This is a genomic window from Candidatus Dormiibacterota bacterium, from assembly GCA_036495095.1.
In the GTDB taxonomy this organism is placed as follows: Bacteria; Chloroflexota; Dormibacteria; order Aeolococcales; family Aeolococcaceae; genus CF-96.
In genome coordinates, this window is sequence record DASXNK010000017.1 from 1 (window position 1) to 25,993 (window position 25,993).

Here is a 25,993-nt window from a genome sequence, read left to right on the forward strand (position 1 = left end):
GAGCGCGTGGGCCCGGCCCCGGATCCTGGCGGGATCGCGCTCGCCGCCGAGCAGCGCCTCGAGCAGGTCTCGGCGCAGCACCCGGCCGTAGTTGGCGAAGCCCTGCGCCTCGTGGAGGTAGGCGTGGGCGCCGGCCGTCGAGGCGATGTCGACATGGCGCATCACCGTGCCCGCGATGTCGAGCGCGGCCTCCAGCTCCTCCGCGCGATCGTCGTGCACGGCGGCGCGCAACGCCTCCCAGGCGACCTGGCCCCAGACCCGGCACCCGTGCAGGAACGACTCCAGTGACACCCCCTGGTGGACGCGGCGCGCGGCACCCAGGCGGGTCGTCTCGGCCTGCCCGTTCGCGACCGGCTCACCCCGCTCGAGGTCAGCCAGCAACGCCTCGATGTTCTCCACCGCGAGCCCGACGGCGTCGGCGGAGAGCGCATCGCCGCCGGCACGGTAGTCGACGATCTCCTCCCGAAAGCGGGCGACGATCCGCCTCGCGAGCTCGTCCTCGTGGCCGGCGAGCCGGCCGACGATGGCTCGTATCGCCTCCCTGCGGGCGGGTGACGCCGCGCCTGTGGGAAGCGCGTAGCCGGCGGCGCCGAAATTCTCGCTTTTCTGCATGGGACCGAGCGGCCTGTCCATCTACAGTGGGCGCCTGCTGATCAATCGATCACCAAGGCCGATCATCCTCGGCCCCCGAGACGTCGCTGGCGGAGAACTGACATGCCCGCGTTGACCCAGCTTCTCGGTCCATTGCTCGCGCCGGTGCTCGCCCTCGGCGCGGTGCCGGGGCAGCCGGGGGCGTCCCCAGCTGCTGCGCCCAGTGCCCACACCGGCACCCACTTCACGGGCACCTACGTGAACTCGGCGGGTGCCCGGTCCTACCTGGGCTACGTGCCGTCCAGCTATCGGGCGGGAACGGCGGTGCCGCTGGTCGTCGCCCTGCACGGGTGCACCGAGACCGCGGACACCTACCGCCAGCTGGCCCAGACCGACAGCCTCGCAGAGGCCAGGAACTTCCTCGTCGTCTACCCCGAGCAGAGCCAGGGCGCCAACCGCATGCAGTGCTGGAACTGGTTCAACCCCACCGACATGCAACGCGGCTCGGGTGAGCCGTCGCTCATCGCCGGGATCACCCAGTGGGTCCAGCAGCACTACAGCATCGATCCGAAGCGGGTCGACGTGATGGGCCTCTCCGCCGGCGGGGCGATGACATCGGTCATGGGCGCCACCTATCCCGACCTCTACGCGGCGATCGGGGTGGGCTCGGGAATCGAGTACGGTGCCACCGGGATCCAGTACGGGAGCAGCGGGCTCGACCCGGCGCAGGCCGGCGCGATGGCCTACCGCGCGATGGGCGCTCACGCTCGGGTGATGCCGACCCTGATCTTCCACGGCGGCAAGGACACGACCGTGCCTGTGGTCAATGCCGACAACCTGGTGCGGCAGTGGCTGACGACCGCCGACCTGGCCGACGACGGCAGGGCGAACGACGGCTCGGTCCCGCTGACGCCCAGCCGCACGCGGGTCGGGCACACCGCGGGCGGCCGTGCCTACACGGTCGCTGCGTACGTCGACAGCCATGGTCGGGAGCTCCTGCAGTACTGGCTCGTGCCGGACATGGCGCACGCCTGGTCCGGCGGCTGCGGGTGCGCTCAGTACGCCGACCCCTCCGGTCCGGACGAGACCGCCGCGATGTACGACTTCTTCGTGAGCCATCCGATGCCCTAGCGTGGAGCGGGGGGGCGTCGTCGACGCCCCCCGGCCCTTCCCTCAGGCCGCCTCCAGCAGATCTCCCCGGTGGGGGATCAGCACGTCTCGGAGCGACAGCGGCGACCGTCCGGTGAGGCCCTCGAACGCCGGGTCGATCACGTCGAAGTACCCCTCGCGGAGGGCGCGGCCGAATGCCGCGATCGCACGGGCGACGGGCTTCGGGGTGCCGTAGCGGACCAGACCCCACACCAGCATCCGGTCGCCGACGCCGACGACCTTCACCGACCGGCCGCTGAGCTCGCCGAAGAGGGCGGCGAGGTCACGCTGGGAGAGCGCCTGGGGGCCGGTGATGTCATAGGTCCTGCCCCCGTGCCCCTCGGTGGTGAGGACCGCCGCGGCGGCATCGGCGCAATCGCGACGCGAGACCGGCACCAGCCGCCCCTCGCCCGCGTTGCTGACCAGCTGGCCGGCGCGGACGGCGAGCGTCGCCGGTTGCACCTGCAGTTCGGCGAAGCTTCCGAATCGCAGCACCGTCCATGCGGGGCCGCTGCCGCGGAGGATCTGCTCGGTCTCGCCGTTCTCCTCGGCGATCGGGCCGATCGGGTTCTCGGCCTCGGGATTGACGTGTGACGTGTACACGATGTGGTCGACGCCGGCGACAACTGCGGCGTCGATCGCCGCACGGTGCTGCACGACCCGCCGCCCGACGTTGTCGGTGCTGATCAGCAGCATGCGCCGGCCGCCCGCGAACGCCTCGCGCAGCGAGGCGGGGTTGTCGAAGTCGCCATGGCGGACGTCCGCGCCGCGGGCGGCGAGGTCGCTCAGCGCGGCCGGGTGGCGGGTGACGAGCACGACCTCCTCCGGCGCGAGCCGCGCCATCAGGTTCTCGGCGACGAGGCGCCCGAGCTTGCCCGAGGCCCCGGTGACGATGACCTTCATGTGGAATCTCCAGTGGTGACGTGGTGGTCTTCCGGCAGTGGATCACCACCCTACGGCGTCCCCGAGCGCACCACGACCGACCGAACAGACGGGTTCTTCGGTACCAGGGGCCAGCGGGCGCCGGCACGGCGGCACCCCAGAGTCAGCGGCGTCAGAAACAACCGATGCACAGCGAGCCGGCATGGACCCGGGCTCTGCGAGCTCGGAGGGAGTGATTCGATGCCGTGTGCAAGGAACGGAAACATCAAGCTGAACTGGACGAGCACCGGCCACGGCCCCGCCGTCCTGCTCATCCCCGGACAGGGGATGACGCTGCAGGGGTGGTGGTCGACGATCCCCGTCCTGGCCCGCCACTTCAGGGTGATCGCGTTCGACAACCGCGACACCGGGGGCAGCGGTCCCGTGTCCATCCCCTACACCGTCGCCCAGCTGGCCGATGACGCCGTCGCGGTGCTGGACGCGGCAGAGGTGGAGCGTGCGCACGTGTACGGCATCTCCCTGGGCGGCGAGGTCGCACAGGAGATGGCGCTGCGCCATCCCGACCGGGTGGGGGCGCTGGTGCTCGGCGCCACCTCCCCGGGCGGGCTCCGCGCCGTGCTCCCCGGCCCGCTGCCGCTGACGTTCTTTGCGCGCGCCGGCGCGATGGGGCCGGAGGAGGCGGAGTGGGCGGCGGTCCCCTACACCTACGCCGAGGCGACCCGCCGCCATCACGCCGACCGGATTGCGGCGAACATCGCCAATCGGGTGGGCTCCCGGATCGGCACGTTCACCTACCTGCACCAGGCCGCCGCCGCCGCCGCGCACAGCACGTTCAACCGGCTCGGGCAGATCACCGCGCCCACGCTGGTCGTCCACGGAGAGCAGGACGTCGTGGTGCCTCCGGGCAACGGACGGCTGCTGGCAGAGAGGATTCCCGGAGCGGAGCTCAGGCTCTGGCCGGAGGCCGCGCACATGTACATCATCGACGAGCCGCTCGCCGATCGTGAGATCGCGCGTTTCCTCCAGCGTCACTCCTCCACCTCCGGAGCGCTGCACCTCGCAGCCTAGGGCCTGATCCCCGATACCGCACGACTGGCCCTTTGGCCAGTGCGGTCGTCACCGCACCGTCCGTACGGTGGCAGAGCAGAAACGTCGTCAATCCGAACGCGCCTGCAAAGGAGCAACCATGACCTCGATCGCCGCCGTCCACCGCAGCTCGGGCCGGGCGTGAGTCATGGCCAGCACCGTCCGCCGGCGTCTCGCCGCCGTCGCCGTCACCGCCCTGGTCTGCGGGGCCTTCGCCATCGTTCAGGTCACCGCGACGACGCCGCACACCTGGGTCGCGGCGACCACCGAATCCCACGCAGCGCACGTCACCGACCCCGACCGGCCCCTCTCCACCCAGACCCCGATTGCAGCGCCGCCCCCGCTCCCCAGCCCTGCGCCGACCTCGGTCCCGGTCGTCCAGCGGGCGGCGTCGGCGCCCGCGATCGTGCCCGCGCCCCCGGTGGTCCGGCGTCCTCCGGCACCGGTGCTGCGGCCTGACTGGCTCACCAGCGGAGACCGCAGCCTCGACACCGGCGTCGGCGTCTACAGCGACTGCTCGGGCGCCACCGAGCTCACCCACAACGCCGCCGCCATCGACACCTGCGTCGCAGGTCCGACCTACTTCGTGGGCCACAACGCCGGCGTGTTCACTCCGCTGATGCACATGGGGGTGGGCGCGATCATCACCTACTACGACGACGGCGCCGCGGCGCACGTCTGGCGTGTGGTCTCGGTGCGCTCCGGCTGGCGCGCGGCGAACGGGGTGCCGCCCGCCACCCAGCCCGACGTCGTCGCCCAGTTCCAGACCTGCGCAGTCCCGGACGGCTCGATCGACCGCATCCTCGACGTGGTTCCCGCCTAGTCAACACGGGGGACACCGGGGATGGAGGAACTACAAGGTCGAGTGATGTGCACCCCCTCCCCTCTCCGTCAACCTGAGTGATCGAATGCCATGGAACTCAGACACCTTCGCTACTTCGTCGCCGTCGCCGAGGAGCTGCACTTCCGGCGGGCCGCCGAGCGTCTGCACGTCGCTCAGCCGGCGGTCAGCGAGCAGGTGCGCAGGCTCGAGGAGGAGCTGGGCGTCCAGCTCCTGGGCCGGAGGCACCAGCGGGTCTCGCTGACGCCCGCAGGCGACGTGTTCCTGGTCGAGGCACAGCGGGTCCTGGAGCAGGCCGATCGAGCGCGGCGCGCGGCGATCCGCACCGGCGACCAGGCCAGGGGGAGGCTGCGGGTCGGACATCTTCCCGATGCCGTCCCCTCCGCCCTGCCACGAGCGCTCGGTCGGTTCACGACGACGACCCCGGGCGTGGAGGTGGTGCTCGAGACCTACCCCTCGGCGGAGCTCGTCGAGCGCGTGCGCGACCGCCAGCTCGATGCCGCGGTCGTCTGCCTGCCCGCGCCGGTCGACGGACTGCGGGTGACGGTCCTGGACGAGGAGGGCGTGGTGGTCGCGCTGGGCGAGTCGCATCCTGCGGCGGGCGCGGTGATGATCAGGCCGCACCAGCTGGAGCGCACCCCGCTCCTGCTGATGGCCCGCACCACCAACCCGGCCTTCTTCGACTGCGTGATCACGGCGTGGCGGGAGGCGGGGGTCGCGGCGGCGCCGATGGAGGTGACGGTGCCCAACCTGGAGCATCTCCTGCTCGCGGTCGCCGCCGGCGCGGGCGCGGCCCTGCTTCCCGGATCGGCCGCGCAGCGCTATGCCACCGCAGGCGTCCGGTTCGTCCCGCTGGCGCCCCCGTCCCCCACCTGCGAGGTGGTCGTCATCAGCCATCCCGATCACACCGGCATCGCGACGTCCGCATTCCTGCAGCTGGCACACGCCGAGTCCAGCCGGGCTGGTGAGAACGAGCACTCGCTGGCGCTGCGCGGGATGTCCGTGGGATACGGGGCGGCGGCCGCCGGGTCGTGATGTGAGGGACAGGCGGTGACCGTCCCAAGGGACGGCCACCGGCGCGCGGCGTGGCACACAGACTCGACGGGACACCAGAGCGCCGCAATCACGGGATCACGCTCGTACAAGGAAAGGAAAGGAGAACGCGTGACCGCAAACTATCCAATCATCACCGTCGAGGGCGTCGAGAAGTCGTTCGGCTCGACCCGTGCCCTGGCGGGTGTCGACCTCATCGTCGAGCACGGGACCGTGCTCGGCCTCCTGGGCCGCAACGGCGCCGGGAAGACGACCCTGGTGCGGATCCTGGCGACCCTGCTCGCCCCCGACGCCGGGCGCCTGCGCATCGCCGGGATGGATGTCGCACGCCGGCCGCGGACGGTCCGCTCCCTGATCGGTTTCGCCGGCCAGTCGTCCGCCGTCGACGAGAACCTGACCGGGCGCGAGAACCTCAGGTTGGTCGGCCGCCTGTACGGCCTGCCGGCGTCGGAGGCGCGATCGCGCGCCGACCAGACTTTGGAGCGTCTCACCCTCACCGAGGCCGCCGATCGGCGGGTGCGGACCTACTCGGGCGGCATGCGCCGCCGTCTCGACCTCGGCGCCAGCCTCGTCGGCCGTCCGATGGTGCTGCTCATGGACGAACCCACCACCGGGCTCGACCCGCGCACGCGGATCGAGCTGTGGACGTTCATCGACGAGCTGGTCCGCGAGGGCACCACGGTGCTGCTGACCACCCAGTACCTCGAGGAGGCCGACCGGCTGGCCGATCGCATCGCGGTGATCGAGCGCGGCCGGGTGATCGCCGCCGGCACCCCCGATGAGCTCAAGCAGCGCATCGGCGGCGACGTCCTCGAGGTGCGCGCCACCAGCTCCGGCGATGTCGAACGACTCGTGGGCCTGCTGGACGGGCTCGGCTCCGGGGCTCCGGTCGCGGACCTGCGGGGACAGCGCGTCACCCTGCCGACGAGCCAGCGGGTGCAGACGCTGCTGGCGGCCGCCCGGCGCATCGAGGAGTGCGGCATCGCCGTCGACGACCTCGGCGTGCGCCGTCCCTCGCTCGACGACGTCTTCCTGAGCCTCACCAACCGGATCGCGACCGAGCCGCCGGCGGGTCAACCGGGCGTCGCCCCACCGGGCGAGCGGTCGGCCCCGCAGCGACCCCGGCCGCAGGGGGTCGCATGATGACCACCGCATTCCCTGCCGGCATCACGCGCCCGGCGGTCCCGCTGTGGTGGGATGAGCTCGGCCGTCGCATCCTGCGCCTCGACACCGCGGTCATGGTGGCGGTGATCGTCGCCGCCGGGATCATCCTGGCGGCGGCGATCCTCGCCCTCTCCCGCGGGGACCGAGCGGCGGGCGACCGGATCGACACCCGTCATCCGGTCCGCCGGGAGGGGCTGAGCGCATTCCTCTCGGACACGATGGTGCTGACCCGCCGCAACCTCCTGCTCTCGCTGCGGACGCCCCAGCTGATCGTCGCCGGCGCGCTCATGCCGGTCATGTTCGTGCTGCTGTTCCGCTATGTGTTCGGTGGCTCGATCCACGTCGCCGGGTATCACAGCTACGTCGACTTCCTGATCCCGGGGATCATCGTGCAGACGTCGCTCTTCGGCGGCTCGTCCTCCGCGGTCAGTGTCGCCGAGGACATGTCGCTGGGCGTCATCGACCGCTTCCGCTCGCTCCCGACCTACCACGGGGCGATTCTCACCGCTCGCACGCTGGCCGACCTCGTGCGTCTCACCTACACGGTGGGTCTGATGATCCTGATCGGCCTCCTCGTCGGCTTCAGGTTCCACAACGGGCCGGCGCCGATCCTCGCGGGCGTCGGGATCGCCCTGCTCTTCGGATATGCGTGCTCCTGGCTCTTCGCGCTCCTCGGCCTGGTCGTGCGCAACGTCGAGACCGCGACGCTGGCGTCGTTCATGGTCATCTTCCCGCTCGTCTTCGCGGCGTCGACGTTCACGTCGACGGAGACGATGCCCGACTGGCTGAGGACGTTCGCCAACGCGCAGCCCGTGACCCAGGTCATCGACGCCCTCCGGGCGCTGACCCAGGGAAGCGGCTCCGCCGAGGGACCGATGCTCAGCGCGCTCGCCTGGTCGGCCGGAATCCTGGTGGTGTCGGCCACGCTGGCGATCCGCCGGTTCCGCAGCTTCTGACCGACGCAATCCCACACGACGGCGGCGCTGCCGCTGGCACCCAGGAGATCGATGTCATGCATCACGCCCTCTCAGTCAACCGCTCGATGGTGGTGGCGGCGGCCGCCGCAGGCCTGGTGAGCGCCGGCGTCCCGCCCCCCGGCCCGAGCATCCCGGCCAGCGCCGCCGTCACCGCCGTCCGGACGCCCGCCACCGGTGATGGCCAGGGCGGCGACACCACGACGGTGACGACGACGTGCACCAACGGCCTGATCATCGTGCTCGCCCCGTGGACCGTGCTCCCCTGTGGACCCCCTGCGTCGTCCGCCGGCCCGGCCGCGCTGGTGCCGGGTGCTGGAACCGGCTCTTTCACCTCGCTGCCCTGACGAGTGCCTCAACGGCACCCCATCTCGCCGGCGCCCGGATGCCCACCACGTCACTGGGGAGAGACAAACGACGTGTCCCAGCTGAACCCGACATACCGAGCACGCCATGCCACCACGATCACCCGCGAGCGCGCGCTGAGCGATCCGTTCCGGGCCATCGGGGAGATCCCGGTGCGTGGCGGCGGGCTGTGCGTCGCGCGCTCGGGCGCGCACCATCACGACGCCGATGCGGTCGTCCTCGCCGTCCACGGCATCACGTCGTCTCGGATGGCGTGGCGGACGGTCGCCCGAGAGCTCGCGGGCGTCAGAGGTGTCTGCCTGCTGGCACCCGATCTACGGGGGCGCGGACACAGTGCCGCCCTGCCCGGCCCGTACGGCATGGACGTCCACGTGGCCGATCTGCTCGCCGTCCTCGACCACGCCGGGGTCCAGCGCGCCGTGCTCGCCGGGCATTCGATGGGGGCATACGTCGTCGCCCGGCTCGCGGCCCAGCACCCGGAACGGGTCGCCGCGGTGGTGCTGCTCGACGGCGGCCTGTCGATCCCCCTCCCGCCCGGCCAGGACCCCGACGACGTGCTCCAGCTCGTGCTCGAGCAGTCGGTCGCACGCCTCCAGATGACCTTCGAGTCGGTCGACGAATACGTGGGGCTATGGCGCCAGCACCCGGCGTTGCAGCACCGGTGGAACGATGACGTCGACGCCTATGCCCGATACGACGTGGCCGGTGAGCCGGGCGCGATGCGCTGCGTGGTCTCGCCGGCGTCGGTGATCGCCGACTGTGAGGACCTGGTCCTCGACCCGACGACCCGCACGGCGATCGATCGCGTGCACGCGCCTCTCAGCCTCGTGTGGGCGCCGCGCGGCATCCTCGACGACGAGCCGCTGCTGCCTCGACCGATCCGCGACGCCTTCCTCGCAGCCCATCCCGGCGCGCGGATCGAGGAGATCGAGGACGCCAACCACTACACGATGGCGTTCGGCGCGGGCCCCGGCCCGCGCCGGGTCGCCGCGGTCATCGAGGCCGCGATCCGCCGGGCCGTCAGGGTCTGAGGTCCACCGGGCAGCCACGCGGGCGGCCGCCATCGGCCGCCCGCGACACCGGTACCATCCGCCGCAGCCGCCGACGCCCATGGCCCTGCATCAAGGGGCCGGGTCCGGAGAGCCCGTGACCATCGTCGAGGCTCCTGGCCATCTCGCTGACCTGCGACCTGTAGCTGCCGGTGCGCCGCGTCCGGCAGGCCCCGGCCGGCGCACGACAGGCGACCACCCATCCGTATCGACCGGGGCGACGGCTCGTTCCGGCGCCGGGCGCTCACCACGGAGCGCGGTGTGACAACGCGCGGCGGGCACGTCGCCCGCCGCGCGTTGCACACGGCCCCCGGCGGTCCCGCCTCGGCCAGCTCGTCATGTTCATGCTGGCCGGGCGGACCGTCCTGGGTCCGGAGGAGAGGCGCCGCTACTTGGTGAACTGGGGGCCGCCGCCGAAGCAGGCGGGGTGCGGCTTGTCGTGCAGCGGGCCGTAGGGGCCCCAGGGGCCGAGTGGGCCGAAGGGGCCGAGGTTGTAGGCGAACGCCATGCACTGCAGGTTGTCCGCTCCCGGAGCGGCGGGGGGCGAGACCAGCGGAGTGGTGACTGGGGCAGGAGCAGCCACTCCGACCATGTGGATGGCCGGCGTCGCGGCGCTCGCCGCGGCCACGGTGACGGTGACGGCGAGCAGACCGACGACTGCTCCCCGCCGCACGATGCGGTTGAGCCGGGTCATGTGGTGTCGAACCTCCTTGGCGCCGGGCGGCCGGGGCTGCCGCCGGACAGATGCTGGATGCGGGCGCTTCCTCAGCGCGCCCCGCCGTGGGGACCACCGTCCCATTCAGCGGTCACTCCCGCACATGCCCCGTCGGACAGTTCCAGCTGTCCGGAGGAGCGCGTGGTGACCGCCATGGGTCCTACCGGTGCTGGGGCACGAGGTGCGTGCCCCCGCCGATCGGGAAGAAGTCCTGCAGCGCGCTGACGCCCGCCTGCATGCCGGCGAGGCCGGCGGTGGCGCCCGCCTGCCAGCCCTGCAGGCCGGCGGTGGCACCCGCCTTCATGCCCGCGAGGCCGTCGGCGGCGCCGATCCGCCAGGCATCCTGGGTGAGGCCGAGCGCCGCCTGCAGGCTGTCGAGGCCGGCGTTGGCGTCGATCCGCCCGTCGCTCGGCGAGGCGTTGGCGCCCACCTGCAGGCCGCCGACGGGCGGGGTGGTGGCGGCGCTGGCGTGGACCGCCGGGACGGCGATCGCCAGGGCGCCGGCGACCGCGGCAGCGGCGGTGAGACGGTGTCGAGTGGTCATGTGATGTGTACCCCTTGTGGTGGTCGGATGGACCTCCAGGGTGGGCTGTGAGCGGCCCGGCGACACCGCTCGCACGGCCTGTCCGGACCGGTCCACGGGACAGTGGCGGGCGCTCCCCGCGGGGCGAGCATGGGCACGGAACCCCTGGTCGAGACCACTGTCCGAACCGCCGCTCGGCCGGAGTGGCCCTCGGCGCGGACCACCGACCAGCCGGAGAGACACATGTGCGGCATTACGGGATGGATCTCGTTCGACCGTGACCTGGCCCGCGAGCGTGACGTCCTCGACGCGATGACGCAGACGATGGCGTGTCGCGGGCCGGACGCGTCCGGCACGTGGGTCGACGGCCCGGCGGCCCTCGGACACCGGCGGCTGGCGGTGATCGATCTGCAGGGCGGGGCCCAGCCGATGTCGGTGCGGCAGCCGGCGGGCGACGTCGTGCTGGTCTACAGCGGCGAGGCCTACAACTACACCGAGCTGCGCGACGAGCTGCAGCGGGCGGGTGAACGGTTCGAGACCTCGAGCGACACCGAGGTCGTGCTGCGCGGATACCTGCGCTGGGGCGACGGGGTGGCCGAGCGGCTGAACGGCATGTACGCGTTCGCGATCTGGGACGGCCGGATGCGCCGGTTGGTGATGATCCGCGACCGGATGGGGATCAAGCCCCTGTACATCCACCGCACCGCCGACGGGGTGCTGTTCGGATCCGAGCCCAAGGCGATCTTCGCCAATCCGCTGGCATCGCGGACGGTCGACGCCGACGGGCTTCGCGAGATGTTCGCGTTCGTCAAGACGCCCGGGAGCGCGGTGTGGGCGGGGATGCGCGAGGTCGAGCCGGGCACGGTCGTGACCGTCGACGCCGAAGGCATGCGCGAGCGCCGCTACTGGCGGCTGGAGACGCGCCCGCACCCGGACGACCGCGACCGGACCGTCGCCAGGGTGCGCGAGCTCCTGGACGACATCGTCCGCCGCCAGCTCGTCGCCGACGTGCCCCGCTGCGTGCTGCTCTCCGGCGGGCTCGACTCGAGCACGATCACCGCCCTGTCCGCCATCCAGCTGGCCGTGACCGGCGAGCGGGTGCGCACCTTCGCGGTCGACTTCGTCGGCCAGACCGAGAACTTCACGCCCGACGAGATGCGCCCCACCGCCGACACGCCGTATGTGCACGACGTCGCCCGGCACGTCGGTTCCGAGCACGCCGACATCGTGATCGACCACGGCACCCTCGCCGACCCCGCGGTGCGCCGCGCCGTGGTCGGGGCGCGCGACCTGCCCACCGGCCTCGGCGACATGGACGCCTCTCTGTATCTGCTCTGCAGAGCGATCCGCGAGCGCTCGACGGTGGCGCTGTCGGGTGAGTCGGCCGACGAGATCTTCGGCGGCTACCGCCAGTTCCACGACCCACGCATCCAGCGCGCCCAGGCCTTTCCGTGGATCGCGCTGAACGACATGCGCCTCGACGCCATCGACACGATCCTCACCCCCGATGTCCGGGGGAAGCTGGACCTGGCGGGATACCGGCACGACAGCTACGACCGCGCGATCGGCGAGGTCGAGCACCTCCCCCACGAGGACGACCTCGAGCGCCGGATGCGGATCTCGAGCTACCTGCACCTGACCCGCTTCCTGCGCATCCTGCTCGACCGCAAGGACCGCATGAGCATGGCCGTGGGCCTCGAGGTCAGGGTCCCGTTCTGCGATCACCGGCTCGTCGAGTACGTCTACAACGCGCCGTGGGCGCTCAAGACCTACGACGGCCGCGAGAAGAGCCTGCTCCGCGGCGCCGCCCGCGACGTGCTGCCGGAGTCGGTGATCGAGCGCGTCAAGAGCCCCTACCCGTCCACCCAGGACTGGCACTACGCGCGCGACCTGCAGGAGCAGGGGCGCGAGCTGCTCGCCCAGCCCGGCCACCGCGCTCTCGAGCTGGTCGACCGGACCTGGCTCGCGGCCGCGACCGGATGCGACCCCACCACCATCGCGGTCGCCGACCGCCACGGCCTCGAGTGGACCCTCAACCTCGCCACCTGGCTCGACGTCCACCGGCCGCGGCTCATGCTCTGATCCGTCGGCGGCGCGATCGCGGTGCGAGGACTACGCGCTCGCGTGATGTGAGCCCGGCCTCGCCCCCCTCAACGTGAGTCCACGTCAGTGCGTCAGCACGCGAGTCGATACATCGCAACGGAGGACATGATCGTGCCCGACATCACCCTGAGCGCCCGACCGCCGGTGGAGGACCCTCGATGAGGAGGTGGCGCAGGACCGCGGCACCGCTGGCGCTGGCCGCCCTGCTGTCCGCCCTGCCGCTGAGCTCGACCGCGGTGGGGTTCGGGCTCGCCCAGGCCGTGCCGGTGGCCGCAGCCACCGTCCAGCCCATGCACGCCGGCCACCACGGCTCCCCCGCAGCGAGGCACGCCGATCTCTTCGACTGGGGAGGTGACGGGGAGCGTGACCACCGAGGGCACGGGTGCCGGCACGGGGGCCTGGTCCCCCTGGTCGTCCGCCTGCTCTTCGGCGTCGACGACCGCTGCTGATCTGAGGCGACCGCGGCCCCCGGAGCTTGCACCATAGGTCGAACTAACCTAGAGTAGCCTGGACGTGTATCTGGACATCCTCATCCTGTTCCTGCTCTCCGACCGGCCCGCCCACGGCTATGAGCTGAAGAAGCGGGTGGAGCATGTGATGGGGGCCGCCGTCACCCTCAACAACAATGTCCTGTATCCGGCGCTGCACCGCTTCGAGGCGATGGGAGCGGTGGAGCGCAACGCCATCGTCGTCCAGCAGGGCCGTCCGTCGCGGCACGTCTACGCACTGACCGACGTCGGTCGGGACGTCCTGGGCGACCTGATCCGAGACTTCCCCCCCGCGGATGCCATCGTCGACGCGGAGTTTCGGACACGGGTGGCGTGCTTCGACCTGGTCGACGAGGAGGTCCGGCGCGAGATCGTCGAGGCCCGGCTGGCGGCGCTGCGCGGTCGTCTCGCCCAGCTCCGCCGGCTCTCCGACGAGGCGGCCGGGTCGGCGTGGAGCGCGCGGCTCATCGACTTCCTGCTGGCACACCGCGAGTGGGAGCTGGGCTGGACCGCCACCCTCCTCGGGGAGGAGGCGAGCGTGGATTCGAGAGGGCGGGGGCAGGTTCACCGACGAGGGGCGCCGGGGGAGCCGTAGGCCGGCGCTCGCCGCCGAGCCATCCCCCGTTGCCCGCGTGACCATGCCATCGGAGGAATCCCCATGAGCGACCCGGGCATCTTCGACATGACGGACATCGGCCTCTTCAGCACGGTCGATCGGGCACCCGACCCCTCGCTCTTCGTCCGGTTCGTGGACCTGGCGAACACCATGCCGGAGGTCCGCGCGGCCAAGGCCGTGATGCTGGATGCGCTCGCGCTCGGTGGCGGCGCGTCCGTGATGGACGTGGGCTGTGGCACCGGTGACGACGCCCGCGAGCTCGCCCGCCGGGTCGGGCCCGACGGACGGGTGGTCGGCGTCGACGCCAGCGAGACGATGATCGCCGAGGCCCGCCGGCGCCTCGACGGCTCCGGACTCCGCGTCGAGTTCGAGGTCGCGGATGCCCAGCACCTGCCATTCCCGGACGACACCTTCGATGCGTGCCGCACCGAGCGGGTGCTGGCGCACGTCCCCGATCCTCGCGCCGTCCTGGCCGAGATGGCGCGCGTGACCCACCGGGGCGGCCGGGTCTGCGCTCTCGACATCGACCTGGACTCCGCGGGGCTGGAGGACCCGGTCTCCCGCGCCCTCCTCGACTCGATGATCCGCCAGGTGCGCAGCCCGCAGATCGGACGTGACCTGGCGCGACTCTTCGAGCAGGTCGGCATGGTGGACGTCGAGGCTCGCCGGCAGGACTGCGCGTTCGATCTGGAGATGGTCCGTCCGCTGATCACCAGCCAGATGTCCCGCCTGCAGGATGAGGGCGTGGTTCCGGCCGATGCGACCCGGCGCTGGTGGGCCGCCTTCGAGGAGGCGCAGCGAGCCGACCGGCCATTCCTCCCGATGGCCGCGGTGATCGTCAGCGGCGCTCCGCGCTGAGCCGTGCGATGCGGAGGGGAGGGCGATCGCACCGCCCTCCCGTCCGATGCATACTCGGTCGCGATGGCCGACCCATGAGCGCCGGCGGACCGGCGATCGACGGTGGATCCATCACCTACGCGGAAAGGAGGACCTCATGTCGAGGATCGTGCCCCACCTGTGGTTCGACACCGAGGCCAGGGAGGCTGCCGAGCTGTACACCTCGCTCTTCGACAACTCGGAGATCAGCGCGGTGAACAGGCTGCACGACACGCCGTCAGGGGATGCCGATCTCGTCTCGTTCACGCTGGCGGGCCAGCGCTTCATGGCGATCAGCGCGGGACCGCTGTTCCGGTTCAATCCCTCGGTGTCCCTCCGGGTCGACTGCGCGACCGAGGACGAGGTGGACGCCCTGTGGAACCGGCTGAGTGACGGCGGCCAGGTGCTCATGCCCCTCGACGCCTATCCGTTCAGCCGGCGCTACGGCTGGCTGCAGGACCGATACGGTCTGTCGTGGCAGGTCATGCACGCGGATGGCCGGGAGATCCGACAGCGGATCGTTCCGACGCTGCTCTTCGTCGGGGCGATGTGCGGCAGGGCCGAGGAGGCGATCAAGCTCTACACGTCGGTGTTCGACGCGTCCGGGCTGGGCGACATCCTGCGCTACGGCAGTGGGGAGGAGCCCGACGCCGAGGGAACCCTCAAGCACGCTGCCTTCACGCTCGACGGCATGCAGTTCGCGGCCATGGACAGCGCCGGTGGGCACGACTTCACCTTCAACGAGGCGATCTCGCTCATGGTCCTCTGCGACACGCAGGAGGAGATCGATCACTACTGGGAGCGGCTCTCGGCAGTGCCCGAGGCCGAGCAGTGCGGCTGGCTCAAGGACCTGTACGGTCTCTCCTGGCAGATCGCTCCCCGTGGGATGCAGCAGATGATGGAGCAGGCGGACGAGGAGCAGATGGCGCGCGTGACCAGGGCGTTCCTGAGCATGAAGAAGTTTGATCTCGCCCAGCTGGACGCCGCCTACGCGGGACGCTAGACGTCGGGTTCTCCTGCGTCCTGGTGTCACTGGCGCGGTGAGGGCCACCCGAGAGCATCGAAGACCGCGACCGGGTCGAGGTAGTCCCGCCAGTGCGTGACCTTGCGGTCCTTGATGGTGATCACGGACACGAAGCGATTGTCGTAGGCGCGACCGGTGTCCCTGACTCGGCCGTGCGTGGCGTACTCGAGTACCACGACCGACGCTTCGCGGTCCCGGTGGACGGCCAGGTCGTCGGCGCTGTGCAGGACGATCCCGGTGGCCCCGTAGGTGCGATAGAGCTCGGCCACGGCCTCGCGGCCCACCACACGACGCGGATAGCCGGGGACGCTGATGACGTAGTCCACGATGACATCCTCGTCCAGGAGGTCGAAGAAGTGCCGGCCGTCGACGAGCCCGTCCAGCCCCTTTTCGATGATCCTGAAGAACGGGTCCAGCGCGGAGAGGTTCTCCAGGTCGGTGATCATCGAGCCGCCTCGGTGGTCCAGACCTGAGCGCTCCGCCTGGCGAAGTCGGCGACGGTCAGCGCCTCAGGGCCGGTTGGTGCGTACTGCGCGCCGGCATGGGCCTCGGGGTTCGCCAATGTCTCGGCGGCGACCGCGGCGATGTCCTCGGCGTCGACGAAGGCGTCGGCACCGTCCCCGGTGGGCACCGTGATCACGCCGTCGACGAGCGGCAGGTGGTCGTCGCTGAAGTTCTGCATGACCCAGGCGGGGCGGAGGATGGCGTGGGTGAGGCCGGTCCGGCTCAGGAGGTCGAGTTCGACGGCCCGGATCGCGAACCCGGGCGAGGCCCGGTCGATGCCGTATGTGCTGAGGTAGGTGACATGCCGTACTCCGGCGGCCTCGGCGAGGTCGAGGAAGTCCGACACCTGAGCGGCGAAATCGACCCTCATGACCGGGGTCACCAGGTAGACGCTGTCGACGCCGGACAGTGCGGGGCCGTGGGTGGCCCTGTCGTCCCAGTCGAACCGGACGTCGGCGTCGCCGCGTGCCGCTGTCCGGGCACCCAGCCCTCGATCGATGAGGTTCTTCGCGAGTCGCGACCCGGTCCTTCCGGTACCGCCGAGCACGAGCGTGGTCCGCTGTGAATTCGTCATGGCTCAAGCATGCGAGCCTGACGATACCCACTCAATGCGTAGAACTCGCGAATTGTTTAAGCGAAACGCTCATACCCTTGACGATGGCACCGGTTCGCCGAACACTCGCCGGATGGACCTCCTGCAGGACCACCTCACCAGGGCACGTGCCTCCGGGGGCGTCTTCGCCCGGACGGTGGCCAGGCCGCCGTGGGGGCTGCGGCTGGCGGGCACCATCCAGCTGGCGGTGCATGCCGTGCTCGAGGGGCGCGCCTGGCTGTGGCTCGACGATCCGGACTCGCCGGTCGAGCTCGCCCCCGGCGACGTCGCGCTCGTCCGTGGTGGCCCCGACCACCACATCGCCCACGAGCCCGGCGCGGTGTGCATGGAGCCCGACGAGTTCCGCGCACAGCACGCGCACCACGAACGTTCGGACGATCGGCGGGCGACGGTGTTCCTGTGCGGGGCGTACCGGTTTTCCGGCGACATCGGCCAGGGTCTGCTCGACGCGCTGCCGCCGATCCTTCCCCTGTTCGCCGCTGTCGGAGATCCCCTTCACGATGTGATCGGCCTGGTTTCGCGTGAGCTTGCGGCGTCCGCGCCCGGGCAGCAGACCGTGCTCGACAGGCTTCTCGACGTCCTTCTGGTGCTCGCGCTGAGAACGAGTTTTCAGCAGAGCCCCACGTCGCCCCGCTGGTTCCAGGCGTCGACCGATCCGCGGCTGAGCGCGGCGTTGCAGGCCATCCACTCCGACGCCGCCCGCGCCTGGACGGTGCCCGAACTGGCCGCAGTCAGCGGCCAGTCGCGGGCGGCGTTCGCGCGAACCTTCCAGCGGTCGCTGGGCCAGGCGCCCATGCAGTACCTGACCGACTGGCGCATGACCCTCGCCCGAGACCACCTGCGCACCGGCGAGTCGACCCTTGCGCAGATCGCCGACCTCACCGGCTACGGCTCGCCCTACGCCCTCGCCGCGGCCTTCCGCCGCCATCACGGGCAGCCCCCGGGTTCGTGGCGGCGACAGGAGCTCGTCCGGTCAAACCCGGACCCCTCCGACGGCGTCCACTTCGTCTGACGAGCGCCGCCTCACTCCTCCTCGAACCTGCGGGCGAGCGGGATCAGGGCGCGGCGCGACCTGATGCCGAGCTTTCCGTAGATGTGCTGCAGATGGGTGTCGATCGTCTTCACCGAGAGGAAGAGCTGGCGGGAGATCTCCGCGTTGGTCGCGCCCCGGGCGGCGAGCCGGGCGACCCGGAGCTCGGCGGAGGTGAGCGCGTCGTCGGCGGGCCGCGCCGCCCGGCGCCGGCCGCCGGCGAGGCGGAGCTCCTCGAGCGGCCGCGCCGCGACCCCGGCCGCGCCGGCCTCCTCGGCGAGCCGCACGGCCGCGGCGAGAACCTCACGCGCGCCGGCGATGCGGCCGGCGCGACGCAGCAGCGCGCCGAGATCGCAGAGGCTGCGGCTGCGCTCGAGCGGCAGGGTCACCCGCTCGAGGATGCGCAGTCCCTCCTCGTGGGCGCCGATCGCCGCGGGGATGTCGCCGGCGAGCTCGCGCAGCGCCGCCTGCGCCGACCATCCCGCCGCGGCCGACCACGGGCAGTCGAGGGTCGCCCCCCGGACCTGCAGCCAGCCGGCGAGCCGCTCGACGTCCGCGAGCGCCCCGGCGGCGAGGTGGGCGCTGACCGCGTCCCGCGCCCAGGGGAGCAGGCAGGGCTCGGCCAGGCCCAGCTCGGCGGCGAGCTGCTCGAGGCCGCGTGCCTCCGCCGCGGCCGCCTCCACCTGCGCGGTACGGAGCCGCCGCCGCAGCCGGAGCAGGCCGAGGCGCAGCCGGGCGAGGCCGTCGCCACGCTGCACCGCCGTCGCCGCCTCGAGCCGCTCGGCGAGCGCGTCGCCGCCCTCGACGTCGCCGGCGTCGAGGAGGATCGCCGCGCGGATGCTGCCCACGTAGGTCTCGGCCATCGAGAGCCCGGACGCATGGACGCCCGCGCCCTCCACGGAGGCGAGGGCGCGCGCGAGGTGTCCGGTGCGGGCCTCGAGCTCGGCGGCGGTGGCGATGATCAGCGCCCGGATCGCCGGGTCGCCGAACTCGGCCCAGCGCCGCGCCAGGGTGAGCGCGGCGCCGGCCTCCTCCTCACGTCCGCGCAGCGCCGCGGCGCAGCCGTACCAGGCGATCGACGCCGCCCGGGCGGTGAGTCCATGCTCCTGGACCACCCGGGCGCCGGCGGCCGCGACCTCGAGCCCGCCCGGCTCGCCGGCGGCGAGGGCGGCGAAGCTCCACGCGCAGTCCGCGATCGCCCGGGTGGGCGCCCCGCAGCCCGCCGCGAGCGCCCGCGCCCGGGCGGCGAGCGGGAGCGCCGGACCGGGGCCGGCGGCGAAGAAGGCGACCGACGCGAGGTCGAGGAGGATCTCGACCTGCAGCGCCGGGTCGACCCCCTCGACGATCCGCAGCGCGGCGGCGTAGCGCTCGGTGCTCGCCGCGTAGTCGCCGCGGTGGAAGTCGGCGCGGCCGAGCACCGCGAGCGCCGCCGCCCGGTCGGCGGGTGAGGCGGCGGCGTCCTCGAGCACGCCCTCGCAGAGCCCGACGACCTCGGCCTCTCCCCCGCTCAGCAGCAGCGCCTCGGCGAGTGCGACCCGGGTCGCCGCCGCGGCGGCGGAGCCGGCGAGCTCGACCGCGCTGCGCAGATGGCCCGCCGCGGTGCTCGCCGCGCCGACCCGGAGCGCATCGCGGCCGGCGACCTCGAGGACGCGGATCGCCTCGGGATCACCGGCGAGGTGGCCGGCCACGGCGTGCTCCGCCGCCTCCGCCGGCGCCGACCCGCGGCCGGCGAGCAGCTCGAAGGCCCGGGCGTGGAGCCGGGCGCGGACGGGGCCGTCGAGGCTCTCGAGCAGCGCCTGCCGGAAGAGGGGATGCACGAACTCGCCGCGCCCGGCGCCGGCGTCGCGCACCAGCCCCGAGCGGCAGAGCTGCTCGAGCACCGCGTCGGCGACGTCGGCGGTCAGGCTCGCGAGCTCGCCGGCGAGGGCCGGCCGGAAGCTGACGCCGAGGACCGCCGCGCAGCGTCCGTAGCGCAGCGCCTCGGCGTCGCCGGCGACGAGACGGGACAGGATCAGGGCGCGGACCGGCGGGGCTGTCCCCGCCTCCGGGAGTGAGTCGCCCGCGCCGAGGACGCGCGCCGCCTCCTCGAGCAGCAGCGGATTTCCGGCGCAGAGCAGAGTGGCTCGCAGCAGCGCCGCGTCGTCGAGGGGCGCGTCGACCCGGCCGCGGATGAGCTCCGAGGCGGCCCCGGCGCTCAGCGGCCGCAGCGTCTCGACCCGCGCGGTGGCGTCCGCCTCGAGCGCGTGCGCCACTCCGAGGGCTGAGGGCGGGTGGGGCCGCAGCGCGGCGACGACGGCGAGCGCGTGCCCCGCGAGGCGGCGGCAGATGACGTCGAGGAGGGTGAGGGAGTCGCCGTCGGCCCAGTGGAGGTCGTCGAGCACCAGCAGGGTCGGCTGCCGCGCCGCCGCCGCCTGGAGCCAGCGCACGCTGGCATGGAAGCGCGCCGCCCGGGCGTCGACCACCCCGGCGTCGCCGGGGGCGGCGTCGAGTGGCGAGCCCTCGCCGACCGCCGCCAGCGCCTGCTCGAGGATGCCGAAGGGGAGCACCGCCTCGGCGACCGACCCGCGCCCGGAGCCCACGCGCAGACCGGTGGCGGCGGCCCGGACGGCGGCGAGGATCGACGTCTTCCCGGCGCCGGCGTCGCCGACCACGAAGAGGGCTCCGCCCTCGCCGGCCCGGGCGCCGTCGAGCAGCGCCTCGACCGCCGAGAGGACCGATTCGCGCTCGAGCAACCGCACCGCCATCGGGGGCCATTGTCCGCCCGGGGCCCCGCGCCGGGCGATCGCGGCCGGTGGTTGCCGCTCAGGTGTCACACCCGATGCTCCCAAACGCGCCGGCCCCGAGGATGGGGACACGCCCGGCAGCGGCGGCGACTCACCACCACATCGGAGACCAGCGTGAGCCTCGGCACCTCCCCTCCCCCGGCGGCCTGACCGTGGGCGTCTACGCGGTCAAACCGCGCTTCCGCCGGTCGCTGCGGGGGGTCGAGGGGCGTCTGATCGCCCGGGGCGCCACCGCCGACGGCATCACCCTCGCCGGCCTCGCCGGCTCGCTCGCGATCGCCGGCGCGGTCGCCGGCAGCGCGGCGGTCCCGCTGCTGCTCGTCGCCGTGCCGCCGCTCGCGGCCGGCCGGCTCGCCTGCAACGCCCTCGACGGCATGGTCGCGGCGACCCGCGGGACCGCGCGGCCCGCGGGCCAGGTCCTCAACGAGATGACCGACCGCGTCTCGGACTGCGCCATCGTCGTCGCCGTCGCGGTGCGGGCGGGCGCGCCCTGGGCGGGGCTCGCCGCGCTGACCCTGATGCTGCTCGGCAGCGCGGTGGGTGTCGCGTCCGCGGCCGCCGGGGGCCGGCGCCAGTACGGCGGGGTGATGGGCAAGGCCGATCGCATGGTCCTGCTCGCCGTCGCGGCCCCCGCCGCGCTGCTCACCCGGGTCGACCCGGCGCTGAGCGTCTGGCTCGTCGCGGTCGCCGGGGGGGCGGCGATCACCCTGGTCCAGCGCTCGCTCGCCATCCGCAGCGAGCTGGGCGGAGCGCCGCCGCGATGATCCACAACCCGCTCGCCAACCCGCTCTTCCTCCCTGCGCTCGCGCGGATCGGCGGCCTGCTGCTCGTGGCCGCGCTCCTCGTCCTCGCCGTCGAGCGGCGGCGCCTCCGCCGCCCCGCGAGCCTGCGGGAGAGCGTCCTCGTCATCCGCGTCGGCAGCTGGGCGGTGATGGCGCCGACCTTCGTGCTGTCGGTCTTCGCCGGGGGCGCCCTCGCGCTCGCGCTCGTCCTCTTCCTCACCGTCCAGGGGCTGCGCGAGTTCAGCACCGTCACCGGGATCGACGCCCCCGCGCGCCGGCTGCTGCTCGCACTCGGGGCGGCGGCGGTGACCGTGGCGGCGGTGCTCCCCTCCGCCTACGGCGCCCTGCCGGTCGCGGGGTTCCTCGTCCTCTCCGGCGCCGCGCTGCTCCGCGGCGGCGGCGAGGGGTCGTACCGCGACACCACGGTCGCGCTCTTCGGCTTCATGTACCTGCCGCTGATGCTCGGCTTCCTTCCGCTGATCGCGCGCGGGCTGCCCCACGGGACCGAGGTGCTCCTCGTCGTCGGCGTCTGCGTCGCGCTCTCGGACGTCTGCGCCTTCTGCGTCGGCAGCGTCGCCGGCGGAGCCCGGCTGGCGCCCCGGATCAGCCCCAACAAGACGGTCGCCGGGGCGGCGGGCAACGTCCTCGGCGCCTATCTCGGCCTCGCCGTGATGGCCGCGGTCGCCCCGGCGGGCTGGCCGCCCGCGCTCACCCTGGCGCTCCCGCTGGTCATCGCCGTCGCCAGCGTCTGGGGGGACCTCCTCGAGTCGCTGGTCAAGCGCGCCTTCGCAGTGAAGGACGCGGGCACGCTCGTGCCCGGCTTCGGCGGGATCCTCGACCGCATCGACAGCCTGCTCGTCGCCCTGCCGCTCGCCTTCCTGGCGGTGCGGCTCGCCGGTTGAGGTTCAGGTGCCACCCCCGATGGCCGCGCGTCGATCCGGAAGGACGATGACGGGGCCTCACCACCCCACCACGGAGACCCCTTCGATGATGAACAGCAACTGGAACCCCAACGTGCCGGAGCGGACGCCAGGCGCCGTGCTGCGTGCGGCCCTCACCGTGATCGCCGTCCTCGGGGCGCTCGCCGTCCTCTTCTTCGCGGCTCTCCTCGCGCTCGCGTGGCTCATCCCCGCCAACAGCTTCAACATGGGCTAGCCGCACCCGTCATGCTCGCCCCCGCCCTCACCACCCTCCCCGCCGCAGCCGGACAGCTGCACGACCGCTGGCGGCGCGTCGCCGAGAGCGATGGCGCCGCCGTCGCCGTCCTCATCTGGGCGGTGAGCGAGGCGACGCTGCAGCCGATCGCACCCGACCTCGCGCTCGGCCTGCTCGCCCTCGGCACCCGACGCCGGCTGCCCCGCCTGCTCCTGGCGGCGGTCGCGGGGATGGCGCTCGGCGGGATCTGCACCGTGCTCGCCGCCGAGGCGGCGCCGGTCGCGGCGACCGCCGTGCTCCTCCACCTCCCGCTCGCCACCCCGCACGGCCTCACCGAGGCGGGCGCCTACCTGCACTCCCACGGCATCGCCGGCGGCTTCGTCCACCAGCCCTGGAGCGGGATCTCCTTCAAGGTCTGGGCGGTCGACGCCGGCGCCGCCCACCTCGATCCGCGCAGCGTGATCCCGTGGTTCGTCGCCGGCCGCGCGGTCCGCTTCGCGGTGGTCACCGCCGCGGCCGCCGCGATCGCCGCGCTGCTCGACCGCGCGCACCTCCTCCGCACCGCCTTCCCCGTGGTCGCGACCATCGGGCTGGCGTTCTTCACCCTGATCCTCTCGCGGGTGGCGTCGTCGTGAGCTCGCGCCGGCCGCCGTCACCCACCCCGCACCGGATCGCCACCCGCCGCTCCCCACAGCGGACCGCACCGGTTCCGAACCAGTGCAACCATCACCAGGACCCGCTCACCGAGGACACCACCGTCGCCACCGCAACCGCCACCCCTCCCCGGATCGCATCCGCACCGCGGCGCCTGAGCCTCGGGCGGATGTCCGCCATCAACGCCTTCTGGTTCGGCAACGGCGCGCACTGGCAGCCGCTCTTCATCGCGCTGGTGCCCGAGGGCGCCAAGCTGATCGTCGGGAGCGGGTCGAGCGACCTGCTGGTCGGCCGCGCCACCGCCGCCGGCGGCGTGTTCGCCTTGATCGTCCCGCTCCTCGCCGGCTGGCTGTCCGACCGCACCCGCACCCGCTGGGGCCGCCGCCGGCCCTGGATGGTCGCGGGCACCGTGCTCAACGTGATCGGCCTCGCGCTCCTCGCGCTGGCCTGGTCGCCGGCGCTGCTGATCGTCTTCTACCTCGCCGTCCAGGCGGGCAACAACGTCGCCGGCGCCGCCTACAGCGGCGTCATCCCCGACGTCGTCCCCGAGGAGCAACGCGGACGCGCGTCGGGCCTGCTGGGGACGATGAACCAGCTGGGGACGGTCGTCGGCATCCTGCTCATCGCCATCGTCTTCGGCGTCCTCGGGCGCAGCCGCGCCGCGCTCCTCGCCGGCTACGCGATCGTCGCGGTCATCCTCGTCGCCACCCTGCTGATCACCCTGGTGGCGACACGGGAGCCGGTCCTGCCCGCGCTGCCGCGGACCCGCCGCGAACGGCCCTCGACCGTCGCCCTGCTCTGCGCCTCGTCGACCACCGTCGCGGTCATCGCCATCCTGCTGCTGCTGACCTCCCCGCTGGGAGCCGTATCGGGCATCGTGCTCGGGACCGTCACAGCGCTCGGCGCCGCCGGAGCCGTGCTGAGCGGGCGCCGCATCCCCGGGCTGCGCGCCTTCTTCACGGCCTTCTCGCACCGCGACTTCCTCTGGTGCTTCATCACCCGCTGCCTGATGCAGTTCGGCATCTTCTCGATCGTCCCGTTCATGGACTCGTACTTCCAGGACGTGGTCGGCTCGAAGAACTCGGGGTCGGCGAGCAGCTTCTGGCTGCTGGCCGTCATCGCCGGCGGCGTCGTTCCCGCCATCCTCGGCGGGATCTACTCCGACCGGATGGGGCGCCGCAAGGTCTTCGTCTACGCCTCGGGCGCGATCCAGGCGGTCGCCGCCTCGTTCGTCCTCTTCTCGCTGGTGAGCTCGACCGTCCCGCTCTACGCCCTCGGCCTGCTCTTCGGCGTCGGCTACGGCCTCTACTACGCGATCGACTGGGCGCTCGCCTGCGACGTCCTCCCCGATCGCGAGAACACCGCCGGGCGCGACATGGCCCTGTGGCACATCTCGCTGACGCTCCCCCAGGTGGTGGCGCCGACGCTCGCCGCCCTGCTGCTCACCTGGCTCAACGACCCGCACCACCACCTGCTCGGGATCGCCACCGGGCACAACCTCGGCTTCCGCATCGTCTTCGGCAGCGCCGCGCTCTGGTTCGTGCTCGGGACGGTGATGGTCAGCCGCATCCGGGGAGTGCGCTGATGGCCACCGCTCCGCAGGCCCTGGCGATCGCCGACCTCCCGATCCGGCCGCGACCGGGCCCCGGCTTCCGATTCGTCCGGCGGCTGATCCGCGGCGTGGGGAGAACGCTCTTCCACGTCGAGGTCCGCGGCATGGAGAACCTTCCCCACCGCCAGAACGCCGTCGTCATCGCCAACCACATGCAGTGGATCGACGCCCTGGTGGTCGTCGCCAGCCTGCCGCCGGGGCCACGCATCCACGTCCTCGGCGACCTGCGCGGGATCCCGGGGTGGACGCTGCGGATCATCCGCCACATCGGCGGCGTCATCCCCATCGACCGCGAGCAGGGCGGCAGCCCCGAGCTGCTCGCCCAGGTCAACCGCTGCCTCGACGCGGGCGGGTCGTTCCTGATCTTCCCCGAGGGGCGCTGCAACGAGAGCGAGGGCGAGGTCGGGCCCTTCCGCAAGGGGTTCGCCCACTTCGCGCTGCACAGCGGGACGTCGGTCGTGCCCGTCGGTCTCGGGGGAACCCGGGAGCTGTGGCTGCGCAAGCGGATCGTCGTGGTCGTCGGCGCACCGCTGCGCACCGACGGTCACACCGCCGAGACGCTGACCGACACGGCACGCGCCGCGGTGATCGCGCTGCTGCCGGAGGTCGTCGACCGTGGCGGCCCCCGCCTTCTGCGCCGGCGGCTCACCAACCTGTTCTGACCCCGACCGGGTCCTCATCGAGGCCGGGCTGACGATTGGCACTGATGCCGGGACCAGCGACCTGGTGGAGGTTATCCGACGCAGGTCGCACATTTCATCGACACGAGGCCGAGCAGTGGTCATTCCGCGGGCCTCATCCCCATGAGAGCTTCGAGCGACTCCAGCGACCGCGCGCGTGGCCGGCGAGCACCGGATCCACGAAGGACGACGCGGTCGCCATCGCCGCGGTGAGGTCCCGTTCGACGAGCCCTGGGACATCACGGGCGACGCGTGCATAGCCTGCTCGCCAGTTGGCGGCACCCGGGACGCCGAACCGGGCGGGGAGGGCGAGCCCGCGGCGGCCGAGCTCCGATCGGATGGCCACGTCGAGCGATGCGGCGTCCGGCTCCGATGTGTGCGCGAACACGACGATGTCCGCAAGGTCGCGATAGCGGGTGCTTCCCTCGAGCGTGCCGTCCGCCCTGGGATGCGTCTCGTTGAGAGCGCACAGCTTGTCGGCGATGTGGTCGACGAGCGGGTACGCGCGGTACGGCACGCACACCAGGCCTGGGACGTCGACTGGGAGGAGTGGCTCCACCTCCTCGGGCACACCGGTCATCGCCAGGTCGATGACCAGGTCGACATGAAACTCCGCGTACCGCGTCGCGCCCAGATAGACGACGACGGGAACGCGCAGCGCCCGTGCACCCTGCGCCTCG

The 25,993-nt window shown here is 72.7% G+C and carries 28 protein-coding genes; 20 read left to right on the top strand and 8 right to left on the bottom strand.

The annotated features are described in order from the left end of the window. The coding region (locus tag VGL20_01340; protein HEY2702309.1) for a hypothetical protein at positions 1-612 on the bottom strand (612 nt) is incomplete at its 3' end. A gap of 102 nt (positions 613-714) precedes the next feature. Here VGL20_01340 and VGL20_01345 point away from each other — a divergent pair. Further along, positions 715-1,722 carry a PHB depolymerase family esterase gene (locus VGL20_01345; GenBank protein HEY2702310.1) on the top strand — a complete coding sequence of 336 codons (1,008 nt, stop codon included), beginning with the start codon at positions 715-717 and terminating at the stop codon, positions 1,720-1,722. A gap of 42 nt (positions 1,723-1,764) precedes the next feature. Here the strand turns inward: VGL20_01345 and VGL20_01350 are convergent, their stop codons facing one another. After that, positions 1,765-2,643 carry an SDR family oxidoreductase gene (locus tag VGL20_01350; GenBank protein HEY2702311.1) on the bottom strand — a complete coding sequence of 293 codons (879 nt, stop codon included), beginning with the start codon at positions 2,641-2,643 and terminating at the stop codon, positions 1,765-1,767. Between the two features lie 219 nt (positions 2,644-2,862). Between VGL20_01350 and VGL20_01355 the strand changes: the two genes are divergently transcribed. The 7 genes from VGL20_01355 to VGL20_01385 all read left to right on the top strand — a co-directional run bounded on the left by VGL20_01355 (position 2,863) and on the right by VGL20_01385 (position 9,137). Next, positions 2,863-3,690 (top strand): alpha/beta fold hydrolase, encoded by an 828-nt coding sequence (locus tag VGL20_01355; GenBank protein ID HEY2702312.1) that lies wholly within the window; start codon positions 2,863-2,865, stop codon positions 3,688-3,690. 166 nt (positions 3,691-3,856) lie between these two features. Then, a complete protein-coding gene (locus tag VGL20_01360; GenBank protein ID HEY2702313.1) occupies positions 3,857-4,531 on the top strand; it encodes a hypothetical protein in 675 nt (224 codons plus the stop codon). 90 nt (positions 4,532-4,621) lie between these two features. After that, positions 4,622-5,584, top strand: coding sequence for a LysR substrate-binding domain-containing protein (locus VGL20_01365; protein HEY2702314.1), 963 nt, complete (start codon positions 4,622-4,624; stop codon positions 5,582-5,584). 129 nt (positions 5,585-5,713) lie between these two features. Then, on the top strand, positions 5,714-6,745 hold the full coding sequence (locus VGL20_01370) for an ATP-binding cassette domain-containing protein (protein HEY2702315.1): 1,032 nt from the start codon (positions 5,714-5,716) through the stop codon (positions 6,743-6,745). Further along, entirely contained in the window at positions 6,745-7,722 is a 978-nt protein-coding gene (locus tag VGL20_01375) for an ABC transporter permease (protein ID HEY2702316.1), read from the top strand. The genes VGL20_01370 and VGL20_01375 overlap by 1 nt, the downstream gene beginning before the upstream one ends. A gap of 56 nt (positions 7,723-7,778) precedes the next feature. Then, on the top strand, positions 7,779-8,087 hold the full coding sequence (locus VGL20_01380; GenBank protein ID HEY2702317.1) for a hypothetical protein: 309 nt from the start codon (positions 7,779-7,781) through the stop codon (positions 8,085-8,087). Positions 8,088-8,159: 72 nt separating this feature from the next. Then, a complete protein-coding gene (locus VGL20_01385; GenBank protein HEY2702318.1) occupies positions 8,160-9,137 on the top strand; it encodes an alpha/beta fold hydrolase in 978 nt (325 codons plus the stop codon). Positions 9,138-9,543: 406 nt separating this feature from the next. Here the strand turns inward: VGL20_01385 and VGL20_01390 are convergent, their stop codons facing one another. After that, a complete protein-coding gene (locus tag VGL20_01390) occupies positions 9,544-9,849 on the bottom strand; it encodes a hypothetical protein (GenBank protein ID HEY2702319.1) in 306 nt (101 codons plus the stop codon). A gap of 181 nt (positions 9,850-10,030) precedes the next feature. Further along, positions 10,031-10,414 (bottom strand): hypothetical protein, encoded by a 384-nt coding sequence (locus VGL20_01395; GenBank protein HEY2702320.1) that lies wholly within the window; start codon positions 10,412-10,414, stop codon positions 10,031-10,033. A gap of 222 nt (positions 10,415-10,636) precedes the next feature. On the opposite strand from VGL20_01395, the gene asnB reads away from it, so the two are divergent. The 5 genes from asnB (at position 10,637) to VGL20_01420 (ending at position 15,479) form a co-directional block, all read left to right on the top strand. Beyond that, positions 10,637-12,475, top strand: a complete 1,839-nt coding sequence (asnB, locus tag VGL20_01400) for an asparagine synthase (glutamine-hydrolyzing) (GenBank protein ID HEY2702321.1) — start codon at positions 10,637-10,639, stop codon at positions 12,473-12,475. Positions 12,476-12,654: 179 nt separating this feature from the next. Beyond that, entirely contained in the window at positions 12,655-12,945 is a 291-nt protein-coding gene (locus VGL20_01405; protein HEY2702322.1) for a hypothetical protein, read from the top strand. A gap of 64 nt (positions 12,946-13,009) precedes the next feature. Next, positions 13,010-13,579, top strand: a complete 570-nt coding sequence (locus tag VGL20_01410; protein ID HEY2702323.1) for a PadR family transcriptional regulator — start codon at positions 13,010-13,012, stop codon at positions 13,577-13,579. A 63-nt stretch (positions 13,580-13,642) separates the two neighbouring features. Continuing rightward, complete coding sequence (locus VGL20_01415) at positions 13,643-14,458, top strand: methyltransferase domain-containing protein (protein HEY2702324.1); 816 nt, start codon at positions 13,643-13,645, stop codon at positions 14,456-14,458. Positions 14,459-14,594: 136 nt separating this feature from the next. Then, the gene (locus VGL20_01420; GenBank protein HEY2702325.1) at positions 14,595-15,479 is read left to right on the top strand and encodes a VOC family protein; all 885 of its coding nucleotides are present in this window, start codon (positions 14,595-14,597) and stop codon (positions 15,477-15,479) included. Positions 15,480-15,505: 26 nt separating this feature from the next. On the opposite strand, the gene VGL20_01425 is transcribed toward VGL20_01420, so the two are convergent. Then, positions 15,506-15,946: a nuclear transport factor 2 family protein gene (locus VGL20_01425; protein HEY2702326.1), complete on the bottom strand. Its 441-nt coding sequence runs from the start codon at positions 15,944-15,946 to the stop codon at positions 15,506-15,508. Further along, positions 15,943-16,578, bottom strand: a complete 636-nt coding sequence (locus VGL20_01430; protein HEY2702327.1) for an NAD(P)H-binding protein — start codon at positions 16,576-16,578, stop codon at positions 15,943-15,945. The genes VGL20_01425 and VGL20_01430 overlap by 4 nt, the downstream gene beginning before the upstream one ends. 34 nt (positions 16,579-16,612) lie before the next feature. Here VGL20_01430 and VGL20_01435 point away from each other — a divergent pair, with 34 nt between their 5' ends. Continuing rightward, the gene (locus tag VGL20_01435) at positions 16,613-17,629 is read left to right on the top strand and encodes an AraC family transcriptional regulator (protein ID HEY2702328.1); all 1,017 of its coding nucleotides are present in this window, start codon (positions 16,613-16,615) and stop codon (positions 17,627-17,629) included. Positions 17,630-17,640: 11 nt separating this feature from the next. Here the strand turns inward: VGL20_01435 and VGL20_01440 are convergent, their stop codons facing one another. Then, a complete protein-coding gene (locus VGL20_01440; protein HEY2702329.1) occupies positions 17,641-20,391 on the bottom strand; it encodes an AAA family ATPase in 2,751 nt (916 codons plus the stop codon). 191 nt (positions 20,392-20,582) lie between these two features. Here VGL20_01440 and VGL20_01445 point away from each other — a divergent pair, with 191 nt between their 5' ends. The 6 genes from VGL20_01445 to VGL20_01470 all read left to right on the top strand — a co-directional run bounded on the left by VGL20_01445 (position 20,583) and on the right by VGL20_01470 (position 25,295). Next, positions 20,583-21,194 carry a hypothetical protein gene (locus tag VGL20_01445; GenBank protein ID HEY2702330.1) on the top strand — a complete coding sequence of 204 codons (612 nt, stop codon included), beginning with the start codon at positions 20,583-20,585 and terminating at the stop codon, positions 21,192-21,194. Next, positions 21,191-22,114: a phosphatidate cytidylyltransferase gene (locus VGL20_01450; GenBank protein ID HEY2702331.1), complete on the top strand. Its 924-nt coding sequence runs from the start codon at positions 21,191-21,193 to the stop codon at positions 22,112-22,114. The genes VGL20_01445 and VGL20_01450 overlap by 4 nt, the downstream gene beginning before the upstream one ends. 88 nt (positions 22,115-22,202) lie before the next feature. Beyond that, positions 22,203-22,367 (top strand): hypothetical protein, encoded by a 165-nt coding sequence (locus tag VGL20_01455; GenBank protein ID HEY2702332.1) that lies wholly within the window; start codon positions 22,203-22,205, stop codon positions 22,365-22,367. An 11-nt stretch (positions 22,368-22,378) separates the two neighbouring features. Further along, a complete protein-coding gene (locus tag VGL20_01460; protein HEY2702333.1) occupies positions 22,379-23,002 on the top strand; it encodes a hypothetical protein in 624 nt (207 codons plus the stop codon). After that, positions 22,999-24,606, top strand: a complete 1,608-nt coding sequence (locus VGL20_01465) for an MFS transporter (protein HEY2702334.1) — start codon at positions 22,999-23,001, stop codon at positions 24,604-24,606. Before VGL20_01460 ends, VGL20_01465 begins: the two co-directional genes overlap by 4 nt. Then, positions 24,606-25,295, top strand: coding sequence for a lysophospholipid acyltransferase family protein (locus VGL20_01470; protein ID HEY2702335.1), 690 nt, complete (start codon positions 24,606-24,608; stop codon positions 25,293-25,295). The genes VGL20_01465 and VGL20_01470 overlap by 1 nt, the downstream gene beginning before the upstream one ends. Positions 25,296-25,428: 133 nt before the next feature. Here VGL20_01470 and VGL20_01475 read toward each other — a convergent pair. Beyond that, a partial coding sequence (locus VGL20_01475) for a nucleotidyl transferase AbiEii/AbiGii toxin family protein (protein HEY2702336.1) occupies positions 25,429-25,993 on the bottom strand: 565 nt, incomplete at its 5' end.